Below are 23,328 nucleotides of genomic sequence, written 5' to 3'. Positions count from 1 at the left end.
GCCGGCGCAGGGCCGGCCTTTTACAACACTTACAGCAGCCCCTCTTACAGGAGCAGTGTGCGGATATCACCCAGCAGATCGGACAGGCGCTTGGTGTAGCGCGCGGCGGCCGCCCCGTTGATCACGCGGTGATCGTAGGACAGCGACAGCGGCAGCATCAGGCGCGGCTGGAAGGCCTTGCCGTCCCAGACCGGCTGCATGGTCGCCTTGCTGACACCCAGGATCGCCACTTCCGGCGCGTTGACGATCGGCGTGAAGCCGGTGCCGCCAATGTGGCCGAGGCTGGAGATGGTGAAGCAGGCGCCCTGCATGGCGTCGGCGGAGAGCTTCTTGGTGCGCGCTTTTTCGGCCAGTTCGGCGGCTTCGGCGGCGAGCTGCAGGAGGCTCTTCTGGTCGACGTTCTTGATCACCGGGACCAGCAGACCATCCGGGGTGTCCACGGCAAAGCCGATGTTCACGTACTTCTTGCGGATCAGCGCCTTGCCGCTGGGGGCCAGCGAGCTGTTGAAGTCCGGCATTTCCCTGAGCAGGTGGGCACAGGCCTTGAGCAGGATCGGCAGCACGGTCAGCTTGACGCCGGCCTTCTCCGCGACGGCTTTCTGGGCCACGCGGAAGGCTTCCATCTCGGTGATGTCGGCCGAGTCGAACTGGGTCACGTGCGGCACGTTCAGCCAGCTGCGATGCAGATTGGCGGCGCCGACCTGCATCAGGCGGGTCATGGCCACTTCTTCCACTTCGCCGAACTTGCTGAAGTCGACTTCCGGGATCGGCGGGATGCCCGCGCCACCGCTGGCGCCAGCCGGCGCGCCGGATTTGGCACGCTGCAGTTGTTCCTTGACGAACGCCTGCACGTCTTCCTTGAGGATGCGGCCTTTCGGACCGGTGCCTTTGACTTCACCCAGCTCGACGCCGAACTCGCGGGCGACCATGCGCACTGCAGGGCCTGCGTGGACCTTGGCGCCGTCACGGCTGGGCGCGCCGACCGGGGCAGCTTCCGCAGCCTTGGCCGCGGCAGCTGGTGCCGGAGCAGCGGCAGGAGCGGCGGCGGCCGGAGCCGGAGCAGCAGCCGGAGCTTCTGCGGCGGCCGGGGCAGCAGCGCCCGCGACCTTGAGCTTGAGGATCAGGTCGCCGGTGCCGACTTCGTCACCGATCTTGATCGACACGCTTTCCACCACACCGGAGGCCGGCGAGGGGATTTCCATGCTGGCCTTGTCCGATTCCAGGGTGATCAGCGACTGGTCGGCTTCGACCGTGTCGCCGGCTTTCACCATGACTTCGATGACATTCGCCTTGCCGGCCGAGCCGATGTCCGGGACATGGATGTCCTGGACGCTGGCAGCGGCGGGCGCGGCAGCCGGCGCCGGGGCAGCGGCCGGAGCCTCTGCCTTCGGTGCTTCGGCGGCCGGTGCCGGAGCTTCGGCCTTGGGCGCTTCGGCTGCGGCCGAACCACCTTCGACTTCCAGCTCGAGGATCTCGTCGCCTTCCTTCAGGGTGTCGCCCACCTTGACCTTCAGGCTCTTCACCACGCCGGCTTTCGGCGAGGGGATTTCCATGCTGGCCTTGTCGGATTCCAGGGTCAGCAGGCTCTGGTCGGCCTCGACGGTGTCGCCGACCTTGACCAGCAGTTCGATGACTTCACCCTGACCATTGCCGATGTCGGGTACACGAATCAGTTCGCTCATCGTGCCTCTCCTCAGCAGTCCAGCGGGTTGCGTTTTTCGGGGTTGATGCCGAACTTGGCGATGGCTTCGGCCACGACCTTGGGTTCGATATCACCGCGATCGGCCAGGGCTTCCAGCGCGGCCAGCACCACCCAGTGGCGGTCGACTTCGAAGAAGTCGCGCAGCTTGCGGCGGCTGTCGCTGCGGCCGAAGCCGTCGGTGCCCAGGACCTTGAACTCCTTGCTCGGCACCCACTGACGGATCTGCTCGGCGTAGAGCTTCATGTAGTCGGTGGAGGCGATCACCGGGCCCTTGCGGCCGGCGAGGCACTCTTCGACATAGCTCTGCTTGGGCTTCTGACCCGGGTGCAGGCGGTTCCAGCGCTCGACAGCCAGGCCGTCGCGGCGCAGTTCGTTGAAGCTCGGAACGGACCAGACGTCGGCGCCGATGCCGAAGTCTTCGCGCAGGATCTTCGCGGCGGCTTCGACTTCGCGCAGGATGGTGCCCGAACCCAGCAGCTGCACGTGATGCGCGGCGTCCTTCTTGTCCTCATCGAGCAGGTACATGCCCTTGATGATGCCTTCCTCGGCGCCCTTGGGCATGGCCGGCTGGACGTAGTTCTCGTTCATCACGGTGATGTAATAGAAGATGTCCTGCTGCTCTTCGATCATCTGGCGCGAACCTTCGCGGATGATCACCGCCAGCTCGTACGCGTAGGTTGGATCGTAGGTGCGGCAGTTCGGGATGGTCGCCGCCAGCAGGTGGCTGTGACCGTCTTCGTGCTGCAGGCCTTCACCGTTCAAGGTGGTACGGCCGGCGGTGCCGCCGATCAGGAAGCCGTGCGCGCGGCTGTCGCCAGCGGCCCAGGCCAGGTCGCCGATACGCTGGAAACCGAACATCGAGTAGAAGATGTAGAACGGCAGCATCGGCTGGTTGTGCGTGGAGTACGAGGTACCCGCGGCGATCCAGCTGGACATGGCGCCGGCTTCGTTGATGCCTTCCTCGAGGATCTGACCTTTCTTGTCCTCGCGGTAGAACATCACCTGGTCTTTATCCACCGGCTCGTACAGCTGGCCGACGGAGGAGTAGATACCCAGCTGACGGAACATGCCTTCCATACCGAAGGTACGGGCTTCGTCCGGCACGATCGGGACGATGCGCGGGCCGAGTTCCTTGTCCTTGACCAGCTGCGAGATGATCCGCACGAAGGCCATGGTGGTGGAGATTTCGCGGTCGCCCGAGCCATCGAGCATGGCCTTGAGGGTTTCCAGCGGGGGAACCGGGACCTGGAAGCTCTTCTCGCGGCGCACCGGCATCACGCCGCCCAGTGCGGCACGGCGGTTGGCCAGGTACTTGGCTTCGGCGCTGCCTTCCTCGGGGCGGTAGAACGGCAGGTTTTCCAGGTCGGCATCCTTGATCGGGATGTCGAACTTGTCGCGGAACGACTTCAGGGACTCGACGTCGACCTTCTTGACGTTGTGCGCGATGTTCTTCGCTTCGCCCGAGCCGGTTCCGTAGCCCTTGATGGTCTTGGCCAGGATGACGGTCGGCTGGCCCTTGTGGTTGACCGCTTGGTGGTAGGCCGCATAGACCTTGTAGGGGTCGTGGCCGCCACGGTTGAGTTTCCAGACTTCCTCGTCGGAGAGGTCCTTGACCATCTCCAGCAGTTCCGGACGTGCGCCGAAGAAGTGCTCACGCACGTAGGCGCCGTCTTTGGCCTTGTAGTTCTGGTACTCGCCGTCGATGACCTCGTCCATGCGCTGCTGCAGCAGGCCGGCGGTGTCCTTGGCGAACAGCGGGTCCCAGAAGCGACCCCAGACCACCTTGTTGACGTTCCATTCGGCGCCACGGAACACGCCTTCGAGTTCCTGGATGATCTTGCCGTTGCCGCGAACCGGGCCGTCGAGGCGCTGCAGGTTGCAGTTGATGACGAAGATCAGGTTGTCCAGCTTCTCGCGGCCGGCCAGGGAGATCGCGCCCAGGGATTCGGGCTCGTCGCACTCGCCGTCGCCCATGAAGCACCAGACCTTCTGCTTGCCGGCGGGGATGAAACCGCGGCTTTCCAGGTACTTCATGAAGCGCGCCTGGTAGATCGCCTGGATCGGGCCCAGACCCATGGAAACGGTCGGGAACTGCCAGAAGTCCGGCATCAGCCAGGGGTGCGGGTAGGAAGACAGGCCATTGCCGTCCACTTCCTGGCGGAAGTTGTTCAGCTGGTCTTCGCTGATGCGGCCTTCGAGGAAGGCGCGGGCGTAGACGCCGGGGGAGGCGTGGCCCTGGAAGAACACCAGGTCGCCGCCGTGCTCGTCGGTCGGGGCCTGGAAGAAGTAGTTGAAGCCAACGTCGTACAGGGTCGCCGAAGAGGCGAAGGAGGAGATGTGGCCACCCAGATCCGGGTCGTTCTTGTTGGCCTTCATCACCATCGCCAGGGCGTTCCAGCGCACCAGGGAGCGGATGCGGCGTTCCATGAACAGGTCGCCGGGCATGCGGGCTTCGTGGGTGACCGGGATGCTGTTGCGGTACGGCGTGGTGATGGCGTAGGGCAGTTGGGTGCCGGACCGGCTGGCCAGCTCGCCCATGCGGGTCATCAGGTAATGGGCGCGGTCTTCACCTTCACGGTCCAGGACCGATTCCAGGGCGTCCAGCCATTCCTGGGTTTCGACGGGATCGAGGTCTTGCATGGCTTGCTCCAGGGCGGAAAGGCTTCCAGAATCGGAAGCCAGTAGATCGTTGCCGACAGCTGCGCCAACCTCGTGGGCGACGCGGCGAATTCTTGGAAGTGCACCGGGGGTACGCCCGGCGGGTTGTAGTTTTACTACAAATCGCCAGCGGATACATCCCTCCCCCTGAAAAAGTTAGTAGTAAAACTACAGGGGCGCGAAAAGACAGGAATGCCGGCGCCTCGCCGACCACTCAGGATAGACCATGAGCCTGCCGTCCCTGGCCGCTTTGCCGGCTACTCTCAAGCCTCTCGCCGAGCGCGCTGAGCAGAATTTCCGCACCGCCATCGCCGCGCTTTCCGCCGAGCAGATCGCCAGTTTCGACAGCTGGTCCGACGAGCGGCACGCCGATTTCGCCCGCGTCACCGCCGGCAGCGATTTCGTCGCCGAGCAGGTCCAGCGCGATCCTGCCTTTCTATTGGCGCTGGCCGCGACCGGCGAACTGGAGCGTGCCCTGCAGCCCGGCGAGATGGGCGCACAGCTGGAAGCGCTGCTCGCCGACTGCGCCGATGAGGAGGAGCTGGGCCGCCGCCTGCGCCGCTTCCGCCGGCGCCAGCAGATGCGCATCATCTGGCGCGACCTGACCCGCCGCAGCGACCTGGCCGGCACCTGCCGCGACCTGTCGGACCTCGCCGACGCCAGCATCGACCAGTCCCTGGACTGGCTCTACCGGCGTCACTGCCAGCAGTTCGGCGTCCCAATCGGCAACCGCTCCGGCCTGCCGCAGAAGATGATCGTGCTGGGCATGGGCAAGCTGGGGGCAGGCGAGCTGAACCTGTCCTCCGACATCGACCTGATCTTCGGCTACCCCGAGGGCGGCGAGACCCAGGGCGCCAAGCGCGCGCTGGATAACCAGGAGTTCTTCACCCGCCTGGGGCAGAAACTGATCAAGTCGCTGGACGCCATCACCGTCGAAGGCTTCGCCTTCCGCGTCGACATGCGCCTGCGTCCCTACGGCTCCAGCGGCCCGCTGGTGCACAGCTTTGCCGCGCTGGAGCAGTACTACCAGGACCAGGGCCGCGACTGGGAACGCTACGCGATGATCAAGGCCCGCGTGGTCGGCGGCGACCAGGAAGCCGGCCAGCGCCTGCTGGAACTGCTGCGCCCGTTCGTCTATCGGCGCTACCTGGACTTCTCCGCCATCGAGGCGCTGCGCACCATGAAGCAGCTGATCCAGCAGGAAGTCCGGCGCAAGGGCATGAGCGAGAACATCAAGCTGGGCGCCGGCGGCATCCGCGAGGTGGAGTTCATCGCCCAGGCCTTCCAGCTGATCCACGGCGGTCGTGACCTCAGCCTGCAGCAGCGGCCGCTGCTGCGGGTGCTGGCAATCCTCGAAGGGCAGGGCTACCTGCCGCCGCAGGTGGTCGCCGAGCTGCGCGAGGGCTACGAATTCCTGCGCTACGCCGAGCATGCCCTGCAGGCCATCGCTGACCGGCAGACGCAGATGCTGCCGGAGGACGAGTTCGAGCGTATCCGTGTCGCCTTCATCATGGGCTTCGCCAACTGGTCGGCCTTCCACCAGGCCACCAATCAATGGCGCGAGCGCATCGACTGGCACTTCCGCCAGGTCATCGCCGACCCGGACGAGGATGAAGAAGGCCGGGTGGATACCACCATCGGCGGCGAATGGATTCCGCTGTGGGAAGAGGCGGTGGACGAGGAGTCCGCCTGCCGGCAGTTCGCCGACGCCGGGTTCGCCCAGCCGGCGGCGGCCTGGAAGCGCCTGACCGACCTGCGCAATGGCCCGCAGGTGCGCGCCATGCAGCGCCTGGGTCGTGAGCGGCTGGACGCCTTCATGCCGCGCCTGCTGAACATGATCGCCGAGCGCGGCCCCGCAGATGCGCTGCTGGAGCGCGTGCTGCCGCTGATCGAGGCGGTGGCGCGGCGTTCGGCCTATCTCGTGCTGCTCACCGAGAACCCCGGGGCGCTGGAGCGCCTGCTGACGCTCTGTGCGGCCAGTCCGATGGTGGCCGAGCAGATCGCCCGCTTCCCCATCCTGCTCGACGAGCTATTGAATGAAGGGCGGCTGTTCCGTCCGCCGCAGGCGGCCGAGCTGGGTGCCGAGCTGCGCGAGCGGCTGATGCGCATCCCCGAGGACGACCTCGAACAGCAGATGGAAACCCTGCGCCACTTCAAGCTGGCCCACGCCCTGCGCGTGGTTGCCTCGGAAATCGCCGGGACCCTGCCGCTGATGAAAGTCAGCGACTACCTGACCTGGCTGGCCGAGGCGATCCTCGAGCAGGTGCTGAGCCTGACCTGGGACCAGCTGGTACAACGCCATGGCCGACCGACCCGTGTCGACGGCACGCCGTGCGACCCGGACTTCATCATCATCGGCTACGGCAAGTCCGGCGGCCTGGAGCTGGGGCACGGCTCCGACCTGGACCTGGTGTTCATCCACGACGGCGACCCGCAGAGCGAGACCGACGGCGCCAAGCCCATCGATGGCGCGCAGTTCTACACGCGGCTGGGGCAGAAGATCATCCACTTCCTCACTGCGCAGACGCCCTCGGGCATGCTCTACGAGGTGGACATGCGCCTGCGCCCGAGCGGTGCTTCCGGCCTGCTGGTCAGCTCGCTGCGCGCCTTCGAGACCTACCAGCTGGGCGAGGCCTGGACCTGGGAGCACCAGGCGCTGGTGCGTGCCCGCGTGCTCGCCGGCTGCCAGCGGGTGGCCAGGGCCTTCGAGGCGATCCGCGCGAAAGTGCTGGGCCAGCAGCGCGATCTGGCCGAGCTGCGCAAGGAGGTCAGCGAGATGCGCGCGAAGATGCGCGACAACCTCGGTACCTCCGTCACCGCCGCCGGCACTGCGCCGAATGCCTTCGAGGCCGCGGCCCCGTTCGATCTCAAGCAGGATGCCGGTGGTATCGTCGATATCGAATTTATGGTGCAATACGCGGCCCTGGCGTGGTCGTGGCAACACCCGGAGCTGGTGGAGTTCACCGACAATATCCGCATCCTGGAAGCCCTGGAGCGGGTCGGGTTGATGTCCGGCGAGGATGTCCTGAAGCTGCAGGACGCCTACAAGGCCTACCGGGCGGCGGCACACCGATTGTCCCTGCAGAAGCAGCCGGGCGTGGTGAGCGGCGACCGCTTCCATGCGGAGCGACGCATGGTGATGCAGATGTGGAAGGCTTTCGAGCTGACCTGATTCGCTGCGATTTCCCACGAACCAGTCAGCATCCGGCGCGCTGATGCTCGCCGGAGCGGCCCGCGCTGTCAGTGCTGTGTGGGTGTCAGGAACGAGGCGCTCATTGCCATTGCGCCAGGTCACAGGGAGTGACGAAAACCGTCCGGCTGAAAGAATGGCTGGGCTAGACTGCCGGCATTCGATGCTCGGCACCCGACCGCAGAGGCCCGCGCCCTGCGGCTGGATGAATGGAGTACGGGGAGGCGAGAGCCTCCCCGCTTGTTTTCGGAAAAGGCATGAGAATTCTGATCGTAGGCCCCTCCTGGGTGGGCGACATGGTGATGGCGCAGACGCTCTTCCAGTGTCTGAAGCGGCAGCATCCGGACTGCGTGATCGACGTGCTGGCGCCCGACTGGAGTCGGCCGATCCTCGAGCGCATGCCCGAAGTCCGCCAGGCCCTTAGCTTTCCGCTCGGTCACGGCGTGCTGGATATCGCCTCGCGCCGGCGCATCGGCAAGACCCTCAAGGGCCAATACGACCAGGCGATCCTCCTGCCCAACTCGCTGAAATCGGCACTGGTGCCGTATTTCGCCGGTATCCCCAAGCGCACCGGCTGGAAAGGCGAGATGCGCTACGGCCTGCTCAACGACATCCGCGCGCTGGATAAACAGCGCTACCCGCTGATGATCGAGCGCTTCATGGCCCTGGCCTATGAGCCGGGCGCCGAGCTGCCGCAACCTTATCCGCAGCCGCGCCTGGCCATCGACCCGCAGAGTCGCGAGGCCGCGCTGGCCAAGTTCGGCCTGAGCCTGGATCGCCCGGTGCTGGCGCTGTGCCCCGGCGCCGAGTTCGGCGAGGCCAAGCGCTGGCCGGCCGAGTACTACGCCAAGGTCGCCGAGGTGAAGATCCGCGCTGGCTGGCAGGTGTGGATCTTCGGTTCGAAGAATGACCATCCCGGCGGCGAAGACATCCGCATGCGCCTGATTCCCGGCCTGCGCGAAGAGTCGGTGAACCTGGCCGGCGAGACCGCCCTGGCCGAGGCCATCGACCTGATGTCCTGCGCCGGCGCCGTGGTCACCAACGATTCCGGCCTGATGCACGTGGCCGCCGCGCTGAACCGCCCGCTGGTGGCGGTCTACGGCTCCACGTCGCCGCAGTTCACCCCGCCGCTGGCCGATGCCGTGGAGATCGTCCGTCTCGGCCTGGAATGCAGCCCCTGCTTCGACCGCGTGTGCCGTTTCGGCCACTACAACTGCCTGCGCGAGCTGAAGCCGCGCCCGGTGATCGAAGCGCTGGACCGACTGGTCGCCGACCCGGTGGACGTGGAAAGCGCTGAATGAGGGTCCTGCTGATCAAGACCTCGTCCCTGGGCGATGTCATCCACACCCTGCCGGCGTTGACCGACGCTGCCCGCGCCATTCCCGGCATCCAGTTCGACTGGGTGGTGGAGGAGGGCTTCGCCGAGATTCCCGCCTGGCATCCGGCCGTGGCCCAGGTGATTCCGGTGGCGATCCGCCGCTGGCGCAAGAACCTCTGGCAGACGCTCAGGAGTGGCGAGTGGAGTCGCTTCAAGCGCCGCCTGAAGGAAGTCGACTACGACCTGGTGATCGATGCCCAGGGGCTGCTCAAGAGCGCCTGGCTGACCCGCTACGTGCGCCGTCGCACGCCGATCGCCGGGCTGGACAAGGAATCGGCCCGCGAGCCGGCCGCCAGCCGCTTCTATAACCGTACCTATCCGGTCGCCTGGGGCCAGCACGCCGTCGAGCGCGTGCGCCAGCTGTTCGCCCAGGCGCTGGACTACCCGCTGCCCGCCGGCACCGGCGACTACGGCCTGGACCGCAATCGCCTGCTGGACGCCGTGGACACCGAGCCCTACCTGGTGTTCCTGCACGGCACCACCTGGGTGACCAAGCACTGGCCCGAGGTCTACTGGCGCGAGCTGGCCCAGCGCATGGGCGAGCGCGGCTGGCAGGTGCGCCTGCCGTGGGGCAGCGACGCCGAGCGGCAGCGCGCCGAACGGCTCGCCGAAGGCTTGGAAAACGCCTCGGTGCTCCCCAGATTAAGCCTCGCAGGCATGGCCAAGGTACTGGCCGGCGCTTCCGCCTGCGTGGCGGTCGACACCGGGCTCGGACACCTGGCCGCCGCCCTGGACGTGCCGACGCTGTCGCTGTTCGGCCCGACCAACCCCGGTCTGACCGGCGCCTACGGGCGCTCGCAGGTGCACCTGGGCAGCGACTGGCCCGCGTGTGCGCCCTGCCTGCAGAAGACCTGCACCTACCAGCCGACGGCCGAAGACAAGCGCCAGTTCGACCTGCGGCATGAACAGCCTCTGTGCTTCACGCGCCTGAACCCCCAGCGCGTGGCGACCCAGCTGGAGGCACTGCTGCTGGCCCCGGAGACGCTTCGATGACCCTGGCTTTCGTCCTCTACAAATACTTCCCGTTCGGCGGGCTGCAGCGCGACTTCATGCGCATCGCCCTGGAATGCCAGCAGCGTGGCCACTCCATCCGCGTCTACACGCCGATCTGGGAAGGTGAAGTGCCGCCCGGCTTCGACGTGCGCGTGGCGCCGGTGAAGTCGCTGTTCAATCATCGTCGCAACGAGAAGTTCAGCGCCTGGCTGCAGGCCGATCTGGCGCGCTCGCCGGTGGACCGGGTGATCGGCTTCAACAAGATGCCCGGCCTGGATGTGTATTACGCCGCCGACGGTTGCTTCGAGGACAAGGCGCAGACCCTGCGCAACTCCTTCTACCGTCGCTGGGGCCGCTACAAGCACTTCGCCGACTATGAGCGCGCGGTGTTCGCGCCGGAGTCCAGGACCGAGATCCTGATGATCTCCGAGGTGCAGCAGCCGCTGTTCATCAAGCATTACCGCACGCCGGAAGCGCGTTTCCACCTGCTGCCGCCGGGCATCGCCCAGGACCGTCGCGCACCGGCCAACGCCAGCGAAATCCGCGCCGAGTTCCGCCGCGAGTTCAAGCTGGGTGACGACGACCTGCTGCTGGTGCAGATCGGCTCCGGCTTCAAGACCAAGGGTCTGGACCGCAGCCTCAAGGCGCTGGCCGCGCTGCCGCGCTCCTTGCGCAAGCGCACCCGGCTGATCGCCATCGGCCAGGACGACCCCAAGCCGTTCCTGCTGCAGGTGAAGGCGCTGGGCCTGTCGGACAACGTGCAGATTCTCAAGGGGCGCAGCGACATCCCGCGCTTCCTGCTCGGCGCCGACCTGCTGATCCACCCGGCCTACAACGAGAACACCGGCACCGTGCTGCTGGAAGCGCTGGTCGCGGGCCTGCCGGTGCTGGTCACCGACGTCTGCGGTTACGCGCACTACATCGACGAGGCGAAAGCCGGTCGCGTGGTGCCGACGCCCTTCGAACAGGAGCGCCTGAACAGCCTGCTCCAGCAGATGCTGGAAGATGACACTGCGCGCGCGCAGTGGGGGCGCAACGGCCTGGCCTTTGCCGACAGCGCCGACCTCTACAGCATGCCGCAGCACGCCGCCGACCTGATCCTGCAGGAGCGCGCATGAAGCTCGAACTGCACGAGCCGTTCAAGCGCCTGTGGGCCGGCAAGGACCCGTTCGCCGAGGTCGAGCGCCTGCAGGGCAAGGTCTACCGTGAGCTGGAAGGCCGCCGCACGCTGCGCACCGAAGTCGAGGGCCGTGGCTATTTCGTCAAGATCCACCGTGGCATCGGCTGGGGCGAGATCGTCAAGAACCTGTTCAGCGCCAAGCTTCCCGTGCTCGGTGCCGGCCAGGAACAGCGCGCCCTGGAGCGCCTGCACCAGGCTGGCGTGGCGACCATGACTGCGGTGGCCTATGGCGAGCGCGGCGGCAATCCGGCCGCGCAGCACTCCTTCATCGTCACCGAAGAGCTGGCGCCGACCACCGACCTGGAAGTCCTCTCGCTGGACTGGCTGCAGACGCCGCCCGAGCCGCGCCTCAAGCGCGCGCTGATCGCCGAAGTGGCGAAGATGGTCGGCACCATGCACCGTGCCGGGGTCAACCACCGCGACTGCTACATATGCCATTTCCTGCTGCATACCGACCGCCCGATCAGCGCCGATGACCTGCGCCTGTCGGTGATCGACCTGCACCGCGCCCAGACCCGCGCCGCCACCCCGCGCCGCTGGCGCGACAAGGACCTGGCGGCGCTGTACTTCTCTGCGCTGGACATCGGCCTCACGCGCCGTGACAAATTGCGCTTCCTGCGCGGTTACTTCCTGCGCCCGCTGCGTGACATCCTCCGCGAGGAAGCCGCGCTGCTGGCTTGGATGGAGCGCAAGGCAGCCAAGCTCTACGACCGCAAACAACGTTACGGAGACCTGCTCTGATGGCCGGCTGGGTACTTGAAGCCGACTACCAGCATCTCGCCGCCGATTTCGGCAGCCTGGATGCGGTGTTCGCCCTCGAAGGCGAGCGCATCACCAAGGATGCGATGTCCGACGTCGTGCGCATCGAGCGCGACGGCGTGCGTTATTACGTCAAGCGCTACCGCAAGCCGGGCAAGGGTTTTCGCCGCTTCCTGCCGCGCCCGCGAGTGAAGGCCGAGTGGCAGAACCTCAAGCAGTTCGCCAAATGGGGCATCCCCACTGCGAAAGTGGTGGCCTATGGCCTGGAGCGGGAGCACGGTGGGTTCTCCCGTGGTGCGATCATCACCCGCGAGCTGGTCGGTACCGATGATCTGCAGGCGCTGGCCAAGCGAAAGGACCCGCGATTGAAGGATCGCGCCTGGGTCGAGCACGTCATGCGCCAGCTGGCCATCTACACGCGGACCATGCACGACCACCACTTCACCCATAACGACCTGAAGTGGCGCAACATCCTGGTCGATCGCGAGGGCACGGTGTATTTCATCGACTGTCCGATCGGCGACTTCTGGATCGGCTTCATGCTGCGCTATCGCATCACCAAGGACCTGGCCACCCTCGACAAGGTGGCCAAGCGTCAGCTGTCGGCCACGCAACGCCTGCAGTTCTATCTGCTGTATCGCCGGCGCGAGCGCCTTAATGCATCGGACAAGAAGCGCGTTCGCCATATCGTTCATTTCTTCGAGGGACGCGAGTGAAGGATTTCATTGCCGAGGGCGATCAGGCCCTGCTGGAAAGCAAGGCTCTGGCCGACTTCGACGCCCTGTGGGCCCTGGAGCTGGTGGCCGTCGACGAGCCCAACACCGAGCGCGGTGGCTGGAGCAGCGTCTACCGCCTGGAACTGGACGGCACGGCCTTCTATCTCAAGCGCCAGAGCAACCACCTGACCCGCAGCCTGAAGCGCCCGCTGGGCGAGCCGACCTTCAGCCGCGAGTTCCGCAACATCCAGCGCTACCACCAGCTCGGGATTCCGTCGATGCAGGCGGCCTTCTTCGGTGCGCGGCAGGTCGGCGGTGAGCGCCGGGCAATCCTGATGACCCGCGCCCTGGACGGCTGGCGTGACCTGGACAGCCTGCTGCAGGGCTGGTCGAACCTGCCCGCCGAGCGCCGCCAGGCCATCCTGCGTGCCTGCGGCATGCTCGCCCGCCGTCTGCACGAGGCCGGACAGATGCACGGCTGCTTCTATCCCAAGCACATTTTCCTGCGGGAGACCGACGACGCCTTCGAGGCGACTCTGATCGACCTGGAGAAGACCCGACCGCTGTGGTTCGGCCAGCGCGACCGTGTGCGCGACCTCGAGCCGCTGCTGCGCCGCGCGCCGGACTGGAACGAGACCGACGTGCGCAACCTGCTGGCGGCCTACCTGGGCACCGCTTCCGGCGGCCGGGAAGTCGACGACTGGTACCGGCGCCTGGGCGCGCGTCGCAAGAAGAAGGAAAACCGCGCATGAGGCTGTCTGCCCTGCGCGATGCTGGTCGCGCTCCGGCGCTGCCCTTGCGCATCGAGCTGGAAGACGGCGCCGGGCCGGCTGAGTTGCGCCTGGACAGCCTGCTGCGCGTCCTGCCCGGCCAGCGCTACGTCGCTGCGGCCAATTGGCGTGGCCGCCCGGTGCTGGCCAAGCTGCTGGTCGGTGGCCGTGCGGCGAAGCAGTTCCAGCGTGAGCGCGATGGCGTGCGCCTGCTCGCCGAGCAGGGCCTGACCACCCCGCAATTGCTGGCGGACGGCCTGAAGGACGGCGAAGGCGGCTGGCTGCTCTTCGAGTTCCTCGACAACGCCGAGAGCCTCTGGGACGCCTGGCGCGCCGTGGAGGGTGAGCCGCTGCTGTCCGACGGCCAGACTGCGGTCATCGCCGAGGCCCTGAGGGCCATCGCCCAGCTGCACGCCAGGGGCCTGTGGCAGGAAGATCTGCACCTGGACAACCTGCTGCACCAGGCCGGCAAGCTGTACCTGATCGACGGTGCCGGCATCCGTGCGGAAACCCCCGGCCAGCCGCTGTCGCGCAAGCACGTGCTGGAAAACCTCGGGGTATTCTTCGCCCAGCTGCCGGCCAGCCTTGATCCGTATCTGGAAGAATTGCTGATCCACTACCTGCTGGCCAACGGTGAGCACGCCTTGCCACTGGAAGCCCTACAAAAGGAAATCGCCAGGGTTCGGCGCTGGCGGGTCGGCGACCTGATGAAAAAGATCGCCCGTGACTGCAGTCTGTTCAGCGTCTTCCGGGGGCCGTTTGGTCTGCGCGCGGCGCGCCGCGAGGAAGAGGAGGGCCTGCAACCGCTATTGGCTGATCCGGATTCCTACATAAATCGCGGACACATCTACAAGACCGGCGGCGCTGCCACGGTCGCCCGCGTGGAGCTGAATGGCCGGCCACTGGTGGTCAAGCGCTACAACATCAAGAACCTGCTGCACTGGTTCAAGCGTTTCTGGCGTCCCAGCCGTGCCTGGGCCTCCTGGCGCGAGGGCAATCGCCTGGACTTCCTCGGCATCGCCACACCCAAGCCCCTGGCGGTGATCGAGCGCCGCTGGCTGTGGCTGCGTGGCCCGGCCTTCCTGATTACCGATTACCTGGCGGGTCAGGATATAATCGCCCGTTTCAAACCCTACCTGGACCATCCGGAGGGGGGCGGCCTGCCGCCGGAAACAGACCTTGCAGCCCTGGACAGACTGTTCGCGGCGCTGGTGCGCGAACGCATCAGCCACGGCGACCTGAAGGGGCACAACCTGTTCTGGCAGGAGCAGGGCGAAGGCGGGCAGTGGTCGTTGATCGACCTGGATGCCATGCAGCGCCACTCGCGAGAAGCGAGCTTCGCCCGCGCCTATGCCCGTGACCGTGCGCGCTTCCTGCGCAACTGGCCAGAGGGCAGCGCACTGCACCAGCTGCTCGACGAACGTTTACCGCGGGTGCCTGCGCACCCGCCCAGATGAAAGAGGCTAGACCCTGTGGCATTGACCATCCTCGGCCTGTCCGGCGCCGTAAGCCATGACCCTTCCGCCGCCCTGTACATCGACGGCAAGCTGGTCGCGGCCGTCGAAGAAGAGCGTTTCGTCCGCGACAAGCACGCGAAGAACCGCATGCCCTACGAGTCGGCCAAGTTCTGCCTGGAGCAGGCCGGGATCAAGCCGTCGGACGTTGACGTGGTGGCCATTCCCTTCGCCCCCATCAGCATCTTCGACAAGGCCCGCTGGCACTACGCCAAGCGCTACGCCTACGCGCCGGACCGCGCGCTGGACGCCATCCTGCTCGGCAACCGCCGCTACAAGCGCTACTACAAGCGCATCGAGTGGTGCCTGCAGCAGCTGGGCTTCGACCTGAAGAAAACCAAGATCCAGCCGGTCGAGCACCACCTGGCCCACGCCTCCAGCGCCTACCACTGCTCGGGCTTCAAGGAGAAGACGGCGATCCTCGGGATCGACGGCAAGGGCGAGTACGCCACCACCTTCTTCGGCTATGGCGAAAACGGCAAGATCCACAAGATCAAGGAGTTCTACGATCCGGACTCCCTGGGCGGCCTGTATGGCGCGCTGACCGAATACCTCGGCTTCGACATGCTCGACGGCGAGTTCAAGGTCATGGGCATGGCGCCCTACGGCGATGCCAGCAAGTACGATTTCTCCCGTCTGGCCAAGTTCGAGAACGGCGAGCTGATCATCAACACCGAGTACGCCAACGTCATCGGCTTCCGTCGCTACAAGGAAAAGGGCAAGGGTTACTACTTCTCGCCCAAGCTGATCGAGTGGCTCGGCCCGAAACGTGAAGGCGACATCGCCGACGATCCGTATATCCACTACGCCGCCAGCATCCAGGCCCTGTTCGAGAAGCTGTCGCTGGAGATGATGGATTACTACCTGGGCGACATCATCCGCGAGACCGGCAAGATCGCCTTCGCCGGCGGCTGCGCGCTGAACGTCAAGCTCAACCAGAAGATCATCGCCCGTCCCGAGGTCAAGGAGCTGTACGTGCAGCCCGCGGCCAGCGATGCCGGCACCGCGGTTGGCGCGGCGGCCTACGTGTCCTGGGAGCGTGGCGTGCCGGTCGAGAAGATGGAACACGTCTACCTCGGCCCGGAGTACAGCAACGAAGACGTCATCGCCGCCTGTGCCCGTCACGAGGCCAAGCCGCAGTGGCGCAAGATCGACAACGTGCCCGAGCACATCGCCAAGGTGCTGGTCGAGGGTAATCCCGTGGCCTGGTTCCAGGGTCGCCTGGAGTTCGGTCCGCGCGCATTGGGCGGCCGCTCCATCATCGGCTGCCCGAGCATCGCCGGGGTTGCCGACCGCATCAACGCGCAGATCAAGTTCCGCGAGCGCTGGCGCCCCTTCTGCCCGTCGATGCTCGATACCGTCGGCCCGCAGATGTTCAAGATCGACCACCCGGCGCCCTTCATGACCTTCACCTTCGAAGTCAATGAAGAGTGGAAGGCCCGTGTGCCGGAAGTCGTCCATGAAGACGGCACCTCGCGCGCCCAGGTGCTCAAGCGCGAATTCAACCCGCGCTACTACGACATGATGAAGGAACTGGAGAAGCTCACCGGCAATGGCGTGGCGCTGAACACTTCGCTGAACCGCCGTGGCGAACCCATGGTGTGCTCGCCGACCGATGCGCTGAACATGTTCTACGGCTCGGACCTGCAGTACCTGATCATGCAGGACATCCTGGTGGTCAAGGACGGCGTGCAGTGACCGGCGGAGCGCCTGCATGCGTGTTCTGATCGTCAACCGGCAGGAGCGCGCTCGCTCGCTGGATACCCTCTATGAAGGGCTGATCGCGCTGAACCCCGGTTCGCGGATGATCAAGCTGAGCAAGGAGGAGATCCGCGACCTGCCGCGCACCCTCGCCAACCTGGACACCAGCGGTTACGAGCGGGTGCTCTTCGACATCCCGCTGCGCCGTGCCGCGCACGCTTTCGACAGTGTGCGAGCCCTGCCGGGGCTGGTGTACTACGAAGAGGACGCGTACCAGGAGTTCATGGGCGAGAGCAAGTTCTACGGCAAGTTCCTGCGCTTCTTCCATTCGCTCAAGGGCGCGCCGGTGATCTACACCAGTGAGTCCGTGCGCGCCTACTTCGCCAAGCAGGGCGTCAACGCGCACTTCGTCGCCAAGGCTTTCGACGACCGGCAGCTCAAGGACCTCGGGTTGCCGCGCGACATCGACCTGGCCTTCGTCGGCCGGGTGAAGAGCAAGGTCTACGGCCGCCGCAAGGAGCTGCTCGACCGTGTCGCCGAGCAGACGCCGCTGGAGCTGCTTCGCACCGAGAGCCCCGATGAGTACCTCACGGTGCTCAACCGCATCCGGTTCTTCCTCAGTGCAGACATCGGCTTCAATGAGTACATGGCGAAGAACTTCGAGGCCATGGCTTGCGGCTGTGTGCTGGTCGCCAAGCGCCAGCCCACCGAGGATGCCCTGCTCGGGCTGGTCGACATGCACAACGTAGTGCACTACGACACGCTCGAGGAGTTGATGGAGAAGTACCGGCAACTGCTGGCCGATCCGCAGCAGGCCCAGGACATTGCCCGCGCCGGGCATGACCTGGTGTTCGAACGGCATCGCCTGAGCCAGCGCGCCGAGGAGTTCTCCCGGGTCCTCGCGCTGCCCCATCCGAATCCCCAAGGAATCAGCCGGCCGGGTCTCCTCCGTCGGCTCGGGTCGCTGTTCTCCCGCGCCTGATGCGGGAGTTGCGGCCCCGCAATAGCAGGGTCTGAGCATGAAAATCACGATCTTCGGAAGCGGTTACGTCGGTCTGGTGACCGGTGCCTGCCTGGCCGACGCCGGCCACCAGGTGATCTGCGTTGATACCAACAGCGAGCGCACGCAGATGCTGTGCCAGGGGCAGATCCCGATCTACGAGCCGGGCCTGGACGTCATGGTGCGCAACAACCTGGCTGCCGGGCGCATCAGTTTCACCGAGGATGCCGCCGAGGCCATCGCCTTCGGTACATTGCTGTTCATCGCCGTGGGCACGCCGCCGGATGAGAATGGCTCGGCTGACCTGACCTACGTACTCAACGTGGCGCGTACCATCGGTCAGCACATCGACGGCTACAAGGTGGTGGTGAACAAGTCCACCGTGCCGGTCGGCACCGCCGACAAGGTACGGGCCGCCGTGCTCGACGAGCAGCGCAAGCGTGGCAGCGAGTTCCGCTTCGATGTCTGCTCGAACCCCGAATTCCTCAAGGAAGGAGCGGCGATCGAGGACTTCACCCGTGGCCCGCGCATTGTCGTCGGCACCGACTCGGAAGACGTCCGCACCCTGATGCGCGAATGCTATGCGCCGTACAACCGCAACCATGACAAGCTGTTCTTCATGGGTGTCCGAGCCTCGGAGCTGACCAAGTACGCGGCCAACGCCATGCTCGCGACCAAGATCAGTTTCATGAACGAGATCGCCAACATCGCCGAGCGCGTAGGCGCCGACATCGAGCAGGTGCGCCTGGGGATCGGTTCCGACCCGCGCATCGGCTACCACTTCATCTACCCCGGTTGCGGCTACGGCGGCTCCTGCTTCCCCAAGGACGTGCAGGCGCTGGAGCGCACGGCCGGTGAAATCGGTTACGACGCCGAACTGCTGCGCGCCGTGGAGCGGGTCAACGACCGGCAGAAGCATGTGCTGCTGCGCAAGTTGCTGCAGGCCTTCGACGGCGAGCTTTCCGGGCTCACCGTGGGCATCTGGGGGCTGGCCTTCAAGCCCAACACCGACGATATCCGTGAAGCGCCCAGCCGCGTGCTGATGGAAGCGCTCTGGGAGCGCGGTGCCCGTGTGCGCGCCTACGACCCGGTGGCTTCCCATGAGATCGCTCGTGTCTACGGCGAGCGCGCCGACCTGGAGTTGGTCGGCAGCCGTGAGGCGGTGCTCGAAGGCGCAGACGTGCTGGTGATCTGCACCGAGTGGAAGGAGTTCCGCGCAGTGGACTTCGCCTGGCTGGCCTCGGCTCTGCGCCGCCCGGTGATCATCGACGGCCGCAACCTGTACAACCCGGACGAGGTTCGTGCTGCCGGGCTGCTCTACTATGCGGTCGGTCGCGGTGACTCGCTGGAGCGCGAGCACTGATGGGGCGCGGCGCCCAGGGATCCAGGCTCGCCCGCAAGGTCCGCAAGTACCGCATCCGCCTGTGGCGCAGGTGCCTGTTGCTGCGCTATGCCCTGGCCAACCGGTTCGGCTCGCGAAAGGTGGTGGCCGAGGGCGGTCCGGTCGTCTCGCTGACCAGCTATTCGACGCGACTTCGCAAGGTGCACATCACCCTGGAGTCCATCGCTGCCGGCAGGCTGCTGCCCTCGCGGCTGATTCTCTGGGTTGACGAAGAAAAGGCCCTGGCTGACCTGCCTGCCCCCTTGCGACGATTGCAGGCCCGCGGTCTGGAGGTAAAGCGCTGCAATAATTACGGACCTCACAAGAAATACTTTCCGTACGTTCAAGGTGAGAAAATCGGTGCGCCGCTGGTGACCGCGGACGATGATGTGCTCTATCCCGACACTTGGCTCGCGGGTCTGCAGGCTGCCCATGATCAGACCCCCAATCAGGTGGTGTGCTACAAGGCCAGGAAGGTGGGGATCGAGGATGGCGTGATCCAGCCCTATCACGGCTGGTCCACCCAGCTGGACAAGACGCCCAGCGTGCGCAACTTCGCCATCGGCGTTTCCGGGGTGCTTTATCCGGCTGTGCTGCAGGAAGTGCTCAGGGGCGAGGGCGAGGCCTTCGTTCAGGTGACGCCGAAGGCCGACGATATCTGGCTGCACTGGCATGCGCTACGTTCGGGCGTGCGGGTTCGGCAGATATCCGACAGCGACGAGCATTTCCTCAGTGTGCCCGGAACCCAGGATATCGCGTTGTACAGCTCGAACCTCAAGCAGGGCGGAAACGACCAGGTGATTGCAAGGCTCTATACGGCGGACGATATCGCCACGATGTTGAAGGACTGACTCTCGATGCTGGCTGCGGCACAACACTCCCTGGAGCGACTCTCGCCGGAACTGCTCGCGCGCATCGTTGCGTCGCGCCGGGTGATCCTGCTGGCGAACAACCCGGCGATCACCCGCGAGCATATCGATGCGCTGGCATTGTGCTCCGGCGACCTGGTGGTGAGCTTCAACAAGTGCCGTAATCGGGCGCTACTGCGTCGCCAGTTGCACAACGTGTTCATCCATCGCCACAACTATCGCAAGAGCGGCTACTTCGGCTTCCCCTACAAGGGATGGCTGCGCCTGTTCCCCTGGTTCAATTCGCGCTTCCACAGCGTCCTGCTGGGTGGGGAGGTGGAGACGCTGCCCAGCTCGCACCGCAGTGCCTCGTTCCTGCCGTTGCGGCAGCCGTTCCCGGCGCTCGAGGCGTATCCCTATGAGCGACTTCCGACGCGCGGCGGACCCTCCACCGGTTTCTACGCGGTGGCCTTCTTCGACTACGTGAAGCGCCTCAAGCAGGCCGACTACGAGATCGTGCTGGTTGGCTTCTCGGACGAGGGTGGATCGTTCTGGGACGGCCACGCCTGGGATTTCGAGCGCGAGTGGACGCGTGCCTCTGACGTTACTGTGATCAAACTCTAACCTTCGTCGGGGCCGGATCAGCCCTGTACCCATGAATCTGCCTGCGTGGTGTTATGCAACTCGAAAGACGCTCGGATTGGTTGAAACTGGTGGGGCTGGCCTTTGCGGTCATCACGCTGAGCATGCTGGTAGTGGGGCGCTTCTGGTGGCCGACGGAGAACGGTGACTGGCTCAAGAGCATCCGTCTGGGGGCCTTCCTGGCGGTAATATTCCTGTCGCTGGAGCTGTTTCGCGAGCGTGCGCGGCTGGCTACGGTGCCCTTCCTGCTGTATCTGGTGTTCTGGGTCGGGCTGCTGCTCAACTCGATCCTGACCGATTCGCCCAGTTCGGTGAAGCAACTGCTGGTGATCCTGTTCTTCACCTGGGTGGTGATGGTCATGGGCGGTCGCGAGAGCCGCCCGTGGCTTTTCGTGCTCGGGCTGGACGCTTTGGCTGGTGCCGGTTTCGCCGGGTTCTCGCTGGCCAACAAGGCACTGCAGGGCCAGTTCGAGCTCGGTTACCGGATGATGAACATCAAGGATTCCGGCGTCCTCGGCATTGCGGACTTCGGCATCACCATCGAAGCAGGCATGCACTACGCCTTCTGCTTCATCGTTGCCGTCTGGCTGCTGATGCGCGCGCGCAACTGGGCGATGCGGACTGTCTGGATGGTCTGCAGCCTGGTGCTGTTCACCTACCTGTACTTCACCTTCGCCCGTTCCGCCTGGGTCGCTGGCCTGATGGGGGGCGGTGTGCTGGTGCTGTGCATGACCGAGGGGCGCCAGCGGATTGCCGCCGTAGGCCTTGCGATACTGGCTGGTGTGGCGGTACTGGTGTTCGGTTTCGAGCAGGTCATGTACGAATTCGGCTCTCGCGGGCTGACCTATCGCGACGAGATCTGGCGCGTGGTCTTCGAGCGCATTGGTGAGGCCTGGTGGTTCGGCCACGGTTCGCACACCGAGCTGGGCAAGGTCACCCTGTCCACTGGGCAGGTGGTGCGTAATCCGCACAGCCTCTATATGGAAGTGCTCTACCAGTTCGGTCTGGTGGGCCTGTTCACCATGCTGCTGGCCATGGGGGCGTGCATCTGGGGCGCCTGGAAAGCGCAGAGCGAGTTCGCCAGGCTGTGGTTCTCGGTGATGGTGTCGGCGGCCGTGGTGATGTCGGTCGAGTTGCACTTCTTTGTCGCGGCACCGAACCTGGTGTGGATGTGGTTCTGGCTGCCAATGGCTGGCTGCCTGGCGGTCGCGACCCAGCGCCGGCTCGAGCGGCCGCAGCCCTGAAGAGGCAGCCGTCATGCCGGGCGGCGTGACGGCTGTCGGGTTCAGCGGCCGAACAGTCGGCTGAGCAACCCGCCGCTCTTCTTGCCGCGGGTCACGTCATTGCCCTTGTAGTTCTTCTGCGAAGCCTTGGTGATGGTGCCGAAGCGCTGCTTCACCTTGTAGGTGTCCAGCGAAAAACCGGCGGCCTGGGCTTCGGCAAGGTAACGGTCGAACAGCTCGATCAGGTCCTTGCGCGGGTGGTCGAACACCGCGCCGTCGAACCAGTGCTTCTCGCCCTGGCTTTCCAGGCGCTTGAACGAGTGCTTGTGCGACAGTTGGGTGCCGATATCCGAGTAATGCAGGATCTTGATCGCGTCGATCGGGTGACCTTCGCCATCGATGTTGTTGAACTGGGTGTCGAAGGCCTGGATCAGCTGGGTGTGTTCACGGAAGTAATCACGCAGCTTGTGGTGGGCCTTGCGGTCGCTGCGGATTTCTTCCAGCGGCGGCAGGTGGTCCTTGGCCGCTGCGCAGTCCCACATCGACACGCAGAAGCGCCAGGACTCTTCGCCGCCCTTGGCCATGACGATCCTGCCCGGCTCGAAGGGGGTGTTCCACAGCTCGGCGATGTCGCTGAGGATCACCACGTCGGCGTCCATGTAGATCGCCCGGCCGGCGTAATTGCAGAATGCCGGAATGGCCCAGCGGAAGCCCGAGAAGGGGGTGGTCCAGTCGTCGCTGCGCCAGCCCTGGGCCTGCTCGGGCCTGGAGAACCAGAAGCTCTGCGGGTCGCGGGACAGTTGCATCCAGTGGATATCGAGCGGCTGACTGGCATGCTTCCGCAGGCTGTACTCCAGCACCATCATCTGTTCGAGATCGCAGTCGTTCGGATCACATCCGACGAAGATCTTCATCGTTTCGCTCATTTCGGACATTCCCTGATCTGGGTGGAGTCTGGCTCCCGTTGTCTGGTTACGCCCTGGACGGTTCGTATTCGGCGATGAGGTCGCGGCTGTCCAGGGGCGTCTTGGCGTTCTTGTTATAGAGGTCGAAGAAGGTGACCAGACCCAGTTTATGGATCAGTTCGAGGTCAGTCTGGTAGCGCAGCAAGTGCTTGAAATTACGTTTTCTCAGGGCACGGGACAAGGCTGTCGGGCGGGCTCGCAGGTCGGACAGGTCGATCAGCCCGTACTCGCCGGAAGGCGTCAGGATCACGTTGCCCAGGTGCAGCGAGCGGAAGTAGATGCCCAGGTCGTGCAGGTGGGCGATGAACGCTGCGAGTTCTCCAAGCAGCTCAAGCTGGCGCTCGGGGGGCTGCAGAGGAATGTAGCTGCGCAGGGTTTCTCCGGGCAGCGGCTCGTAGCGCACCGCGGTGCGCTCGATGTCCGGGAAGGCGTAGGTGCGCAGCGTGCGCGGGCAGGGGACGCCCTTGCTGGCCAGTGTCTGGCAGTTGGCCTGGAAACGCTTTTCCGGTGGCGAGAGCAGGGCAGTGGAAATCAGCCGCTTGCGCCGGAACAGCTTGAGAAAAGTGCCGTCGCGCAGGTGCAGGACCTTGTCGCCGTAGGGATCGCGTTCGATGACCTGGGCGCCGTCGACGAGTGAAAGGTAGGAGGAATCGTCGAGGGCATTCATCGGGACAGACTGTCAGACCTGGGGGCAACATTGAGTGGGAC

General features: G+C 65.4%; 18 protein-coding genes. 14 read left to right on the top strand and 4 right to left on the bottom strand.

Annotation, left to right across the window (positions count from 1 at the left end):
- Nucleotides 1-44 precede the first annotated feature (44 nt).
- A complete protein-coding gene (gene aceF / locus J2T47_RS11180) occupies nt 45-1,682 on the bottom strand; it encodes a dihydrolipoyllysine-residue acetyltransferase (RefSeq protein ID WP_253446037.1) in 1,638 nt (545 codons plus the stop codon).
- A gap of 11 nt (nt 1,683-1,693) precedes the next feature.
- Entirely contained in the window at nt 1,694-4,342 is a 2,649-nt protein-coding gene (gene aceE, locus J2T47_RS11175) for a pyruvate dehydrogenase (acetyl-transferring), homodimeric type (RefSeq protein WP_253446033.1), read from the bottom strand.
- Between the two features lie 244 nt (nt 4,343-4,586).
- Here aceE and glnE point away from each other — a divergent pair, with 244 nt between their 5' ends.
- The 14 genes from glnE (at nt 4,587) to J2T47_RS11105 (ending at nt 21,676) form a co-directional block, all read left to right on the top strand.
- Nucleotides 4,587-7,532, top strand: a complete 2,946-nt coding sequence (gene glnE / locus J2T47_RS11170) for a bifunctional [glutamate--ammonia ligase]-adenylyl-L-tyrosine phosphorylase/[glutamate--ammonia-ligase] adenylyltransferase (RefSeq protein ID WP_253446029.1) — start codon at nt 4,587-4,589, stop codon at nt 7,530-7,532.
- A 275-nt stretch (nt 7,533-7,807) separates the two neighbouring features.
- Nucleotides 7,808-8,851, top strand: a complete 1,044-nt coding sequence (gene waaF, locus J2T47_RS11165; RefSeq protein ID WP_253446026.1) for a lipopolysaccharide heptosyltransferase II — start codon at nt 7,808-7,810, stop codon at nt 8,849-8,851.
- On the top strand, nt 8,848-9,921 hold the full coding sequence (waaC, locus tag J2T47_RS11160) for a lipopolysaccharide heptosyltransferase I (protein ID WP_253446023.1): 1,074 nt from the start codon (nt 8,848-8,850) through the stop codon (nt 9,919-9,921). Before waaF ends, waaC begins: the two co-directional genes overlap by 4 nt.
- Nucleotides 9,918-11,039: a glycosyltransferase family 4 protein gene (locus tag J2T47_RS11155; protein WP_253446020.1), complete on the top strand. Its 1,122-nt coding sequence runs from the start codon at nt 9,918-9,920 to the stop codon at nt 11,037-11,039. The genes waaC and J2T47_RS11155 overlap by 4 nt, the downstream gene beginning before the upstream one ends.
- On the top strand, nt 11,036-11,842 hold the full coding sequence (gene rfaP, locus J2T47_RS11150; protein ID WP_138213981.1) for a lipopolysaccharide core heptose(I) kinase RfaP: 807 nt from the start codon (nt 11,036-11,038) through the stop codon (nt 11,840-11,842). The genes J2T47_RS11155 and rfaP overlap by 4 nt, the downstream gene beginning before the upstream one ends.
- Complete coding sequence (locus J2T47_RS11145) at nt 11,842-12,576, top strand: lipopolysaccharide kinase InaA family protein (RefSeq protein ID WP_253446017.1); 735 nt, start codon at nt 11,842-11,844, stop codon at nt 12,574-12,576. Before rfaP ends, J2T47_RS11145 begins: the two co-directional genes overlap by 1 nt.
- Nucleotides 12,573-13,328 (top strand): lipopolysaccharide kinase InaA family protein, encoded by a 756-nt coding sequence (locus J2T47_RS11140; protein ID WP_253446014.1) that lies wholly within the window; start codon nt 12,573-12,575, stop codon nt 13,326-13,328. Before J2T47_RS11145 ends, J2T47_RS11140 begins: the two co-directional genes overlap by 4 nt.
- On the top strand, nt 13,325-14,803 hold the full coding sequence (locus J2T47_RS11135; protein ID WP_253446011.1) for a lipopolysaccharide kinase InaA family protein: 1,479 nt from the start codon (nt 13,325-13,327) through the stop codon (nt 14,801-14,803). Before J2T47_RS11140 ends, J2T47_RS11135 begins: the two co-directional genes overlap by 4 nt.
- Before the next feature lie 15 nt (nt 14,804-14,818).
- Nucleotides 14,819-16,558, top strand: coding sequence for a carbamoyltransferase family protein (locus J2T47_RS11130; RefSeq protein ID WP_253446008.1), 1,740 nt, complete (start codon nt 14,819-14,821; stop codon nt 16,556-16,558).
- A gap of 16 nt (nt 16,559-16,574) precedes the next feature.
- Nucleotides 16,575-17,543: a glycosyltransferase gene (locus tag J2T47_RS11125; RefSeq protein ID WP_253446005.1), complete on the top strand. Its 969-nt coding sequence runs from the start codon at nt 16,575-16,577 to the stop codon at nt 17,541-17,543.
- 37 nt (nt 17,544-17,580) lie between these two features.
- Nucleotides 17,581-18,924 (top strand): UDP-glucose dehydrogenase family protein, encoded by a 1,344-nt coding sequence (locus J2T47_RS11120; RefSeq protein WP_253446002.1) that lies wholly within the window; start codon nt 17,581-17,583, stop codon nt 18,922-18,924.
- Nucleotides 18,924-19,793, top strand: coding sequence for a hypothetical protein (locus J2T47_RS11115; protein ID WP_253445999.1), 870 nt, complete (start codon nt 18,924-18,926; stop codon nt 19,791-19,793). The genes J2T47_RS11120 and J2T47_RS11115 overlap by 1 nt, the downstream gene beginning before the upstream one ends.
- Before the next feature lie 6 nt (nt 19,794-19,799).
- Nucleotides 19,800-20,414: a hypothetical protein gene (locus tag J2T47_RS11110; RefSeq protein ID WP_253445996.1), complete on the top strand. Its 615-nt coding sequence runs from the start codon at nt 19,800-19,802 to the stop codon at nt 20,412-20,414.
- A 53-nt stretch (nt 20,415-20,467) separates the two neighbouring features.
- A complete protein-coding gene (locus tag J2T47_RS11105; RefSeq protein ID WP_253445994.1) occupies nt 20,468-21,676 on the top strand; it encodes an O-antigen ligase family protein in 1,209 nt (402 codons plus the stop codon).
- 41 nt (nt 21,677-21,717) lie between these two features.
- Here J2T47_RS11105 and J2T47_RS11100 read toward each other — a convergent pair whose 3' ends face one another.
- Both J2T47_RS11100 and J2T47_RS11095 read right to left on the bottom strand, forming a co-directional pair.
- The gene (locus tag J2T47_RS11100) at nt 21,718-22,581 is read right to left on the bottom strand and encodes a glycosyltransferase (protein WP_253445991.1); all 864 of its coding nucleotides are present in this window, start codon (nt 22,579-22,581) and stop codon (nt 21,718-21,720) included.
- A 46-nt stretch (nt 22,582-22,627) separates the two neighbouring features.
- Entirely contained in the window at nt 22,628-23,287 is a 660-nt protein-coding gene (locus tag J2T47_RS11095) for a phosphotransferase (RefSeq protein WP_253445989.1), read from the bottom strand.
- Between the last annotated feature and the right edge of the window lie 41 nt (nt 23,288-23,328).

This window comes from Pseudomonas nitroreducens, assembly GCF_024170165.1.
Classification (GTDB): Bacteria; Pseudomonadota; Gammaproteobacteria; order Pseudomonadales; family Pseudomonadaceae; genus Pseudomonas; species Pseudomonas nitroreducens_C.
Note: the sequence above shows the minus strand (reverse complement) of the source record. Positions and strands in the feature narration are given on the sequence as shown.

What these genes read in the sequence shown, in the direction of transcription:
- aceF (WP_253446037.1), bottom strand. Translation starts at nt 1,682, where the DNA reads ATGAGCGAACTGATTCGTGTACCCGACATCGGCAATGGTCAGGGTGAA.
- aceE (WP_253446033.1), bottom strand. Translation starts at nt 4,342, where the DNA reads ATGCAAGACCTCGATCCCGTCGAAACCCAGGAATGGCTGGACGCCCTG.
- glnE (WP_253446029.1), top strand. Translation starts at nt 4,587, where the DNA reads ATGAGCCTGCCGTCCCTGGCCGCTTTGCCGGCTACTCTCAAGCCTCTC.
- waaF (WP_253446026.1), top strand. Translation starts at nt 7,808, where the DNA reads ATGAGAATTCTGATCGTAGGCCCCTCCTGGGTGGGCGACATGGTGATG.
- waaC (WP_253446023.1), top strand. Translation starts at nt 8,848, where the DNA reads ATGAGGGTCCTGCTGATCAAGACCTCGTCCCTGGGCGATGTCATCCAC.
- J2T47_RS11155 (WP_253446020.1), top strand. Translation starts at nt 9,918, where the DNA reads ATGACCCTGGCTTTCGTCCTCTACAAATACTTCCCGTTCGGCGGGCTG.
- rfaP (WP_138213981.1), top strand. Translation starts at nt 11,036, where the DNA reads ATGAAGCTCGAACTGCACGAGCCGTTCAAGCGCCTGTGGGCCGGCAAG.
- J2T47_RS11145 (WP_253446017.1), top strand. Translation starts at nt 11,842, where the DNA reads ATGGCCGGCTGGGTACTTGAAGCCGACTACCAGCATCTCGCCGCCGAT.
- J2T47_RS11135 (WP_253446011.1), top strand. Translation starts at nt 13,325, where the DNA reads ATGAGGCTGTCTGCCCTGCGCGATGCTGGTCGCGCTCCGGCGCTGCCC.
- J2T47_RS11125 (WP_253446005.1), top strand. Translation starts at nt 16,575, where the DNA reads ATGCGTGTTCTGATCGTCAACCGGCAGGAGCGCGCTCGCTCGCTGGAT.
- J2T47_RS11120 (WP_253446002.1), top strand. Translation starts at nt 17,581, where the DNA reads ATGAAAATCACGATCTTCGGAAGCGGTTACGTCGGTCTGGTGACCGGT.
- J2T47_RS11115 (WP_253445999.1), top strand. Translation starts at nt 18,924, where the DNA reads ATGGGGCGCGGCGCCCAGGGATCCAGGCTCGCCCGCAAGGTCCGCAAG.
- J2T47_RS11110 (WP_253445996.1), top strand. Translation starts at nt 19,800, where the DNA reads ATGCTGGCTGCGGCACAACACTCCCTGGAGCGACTCTCGCCGGAACTG.
- J2T47_RS11105 (WP_253445994.1), top strand. Translation starts at nt 20,468, where the DNA reads ATGCAACTCGAAAGACGCTCGGATTGGTTGAAACTGGTGGGGCTGGCC.
- J2T47_RS11100 (WP_253445991.1), bottom strand. Translation starts at nt 22,581, where the DNA reads ATGAGCGAAACGATGAAGATCTTCGTCGGATGTGATCCGAACGACTGC.
- J2T47_RS11095 (WP_253445989.1), bottom strand. Translation starts at nt 23,287, where the DNA reads ATGAATGCCCTCGACGATTCCTCCTACCTTTCACTCGTCGACGGCGCC.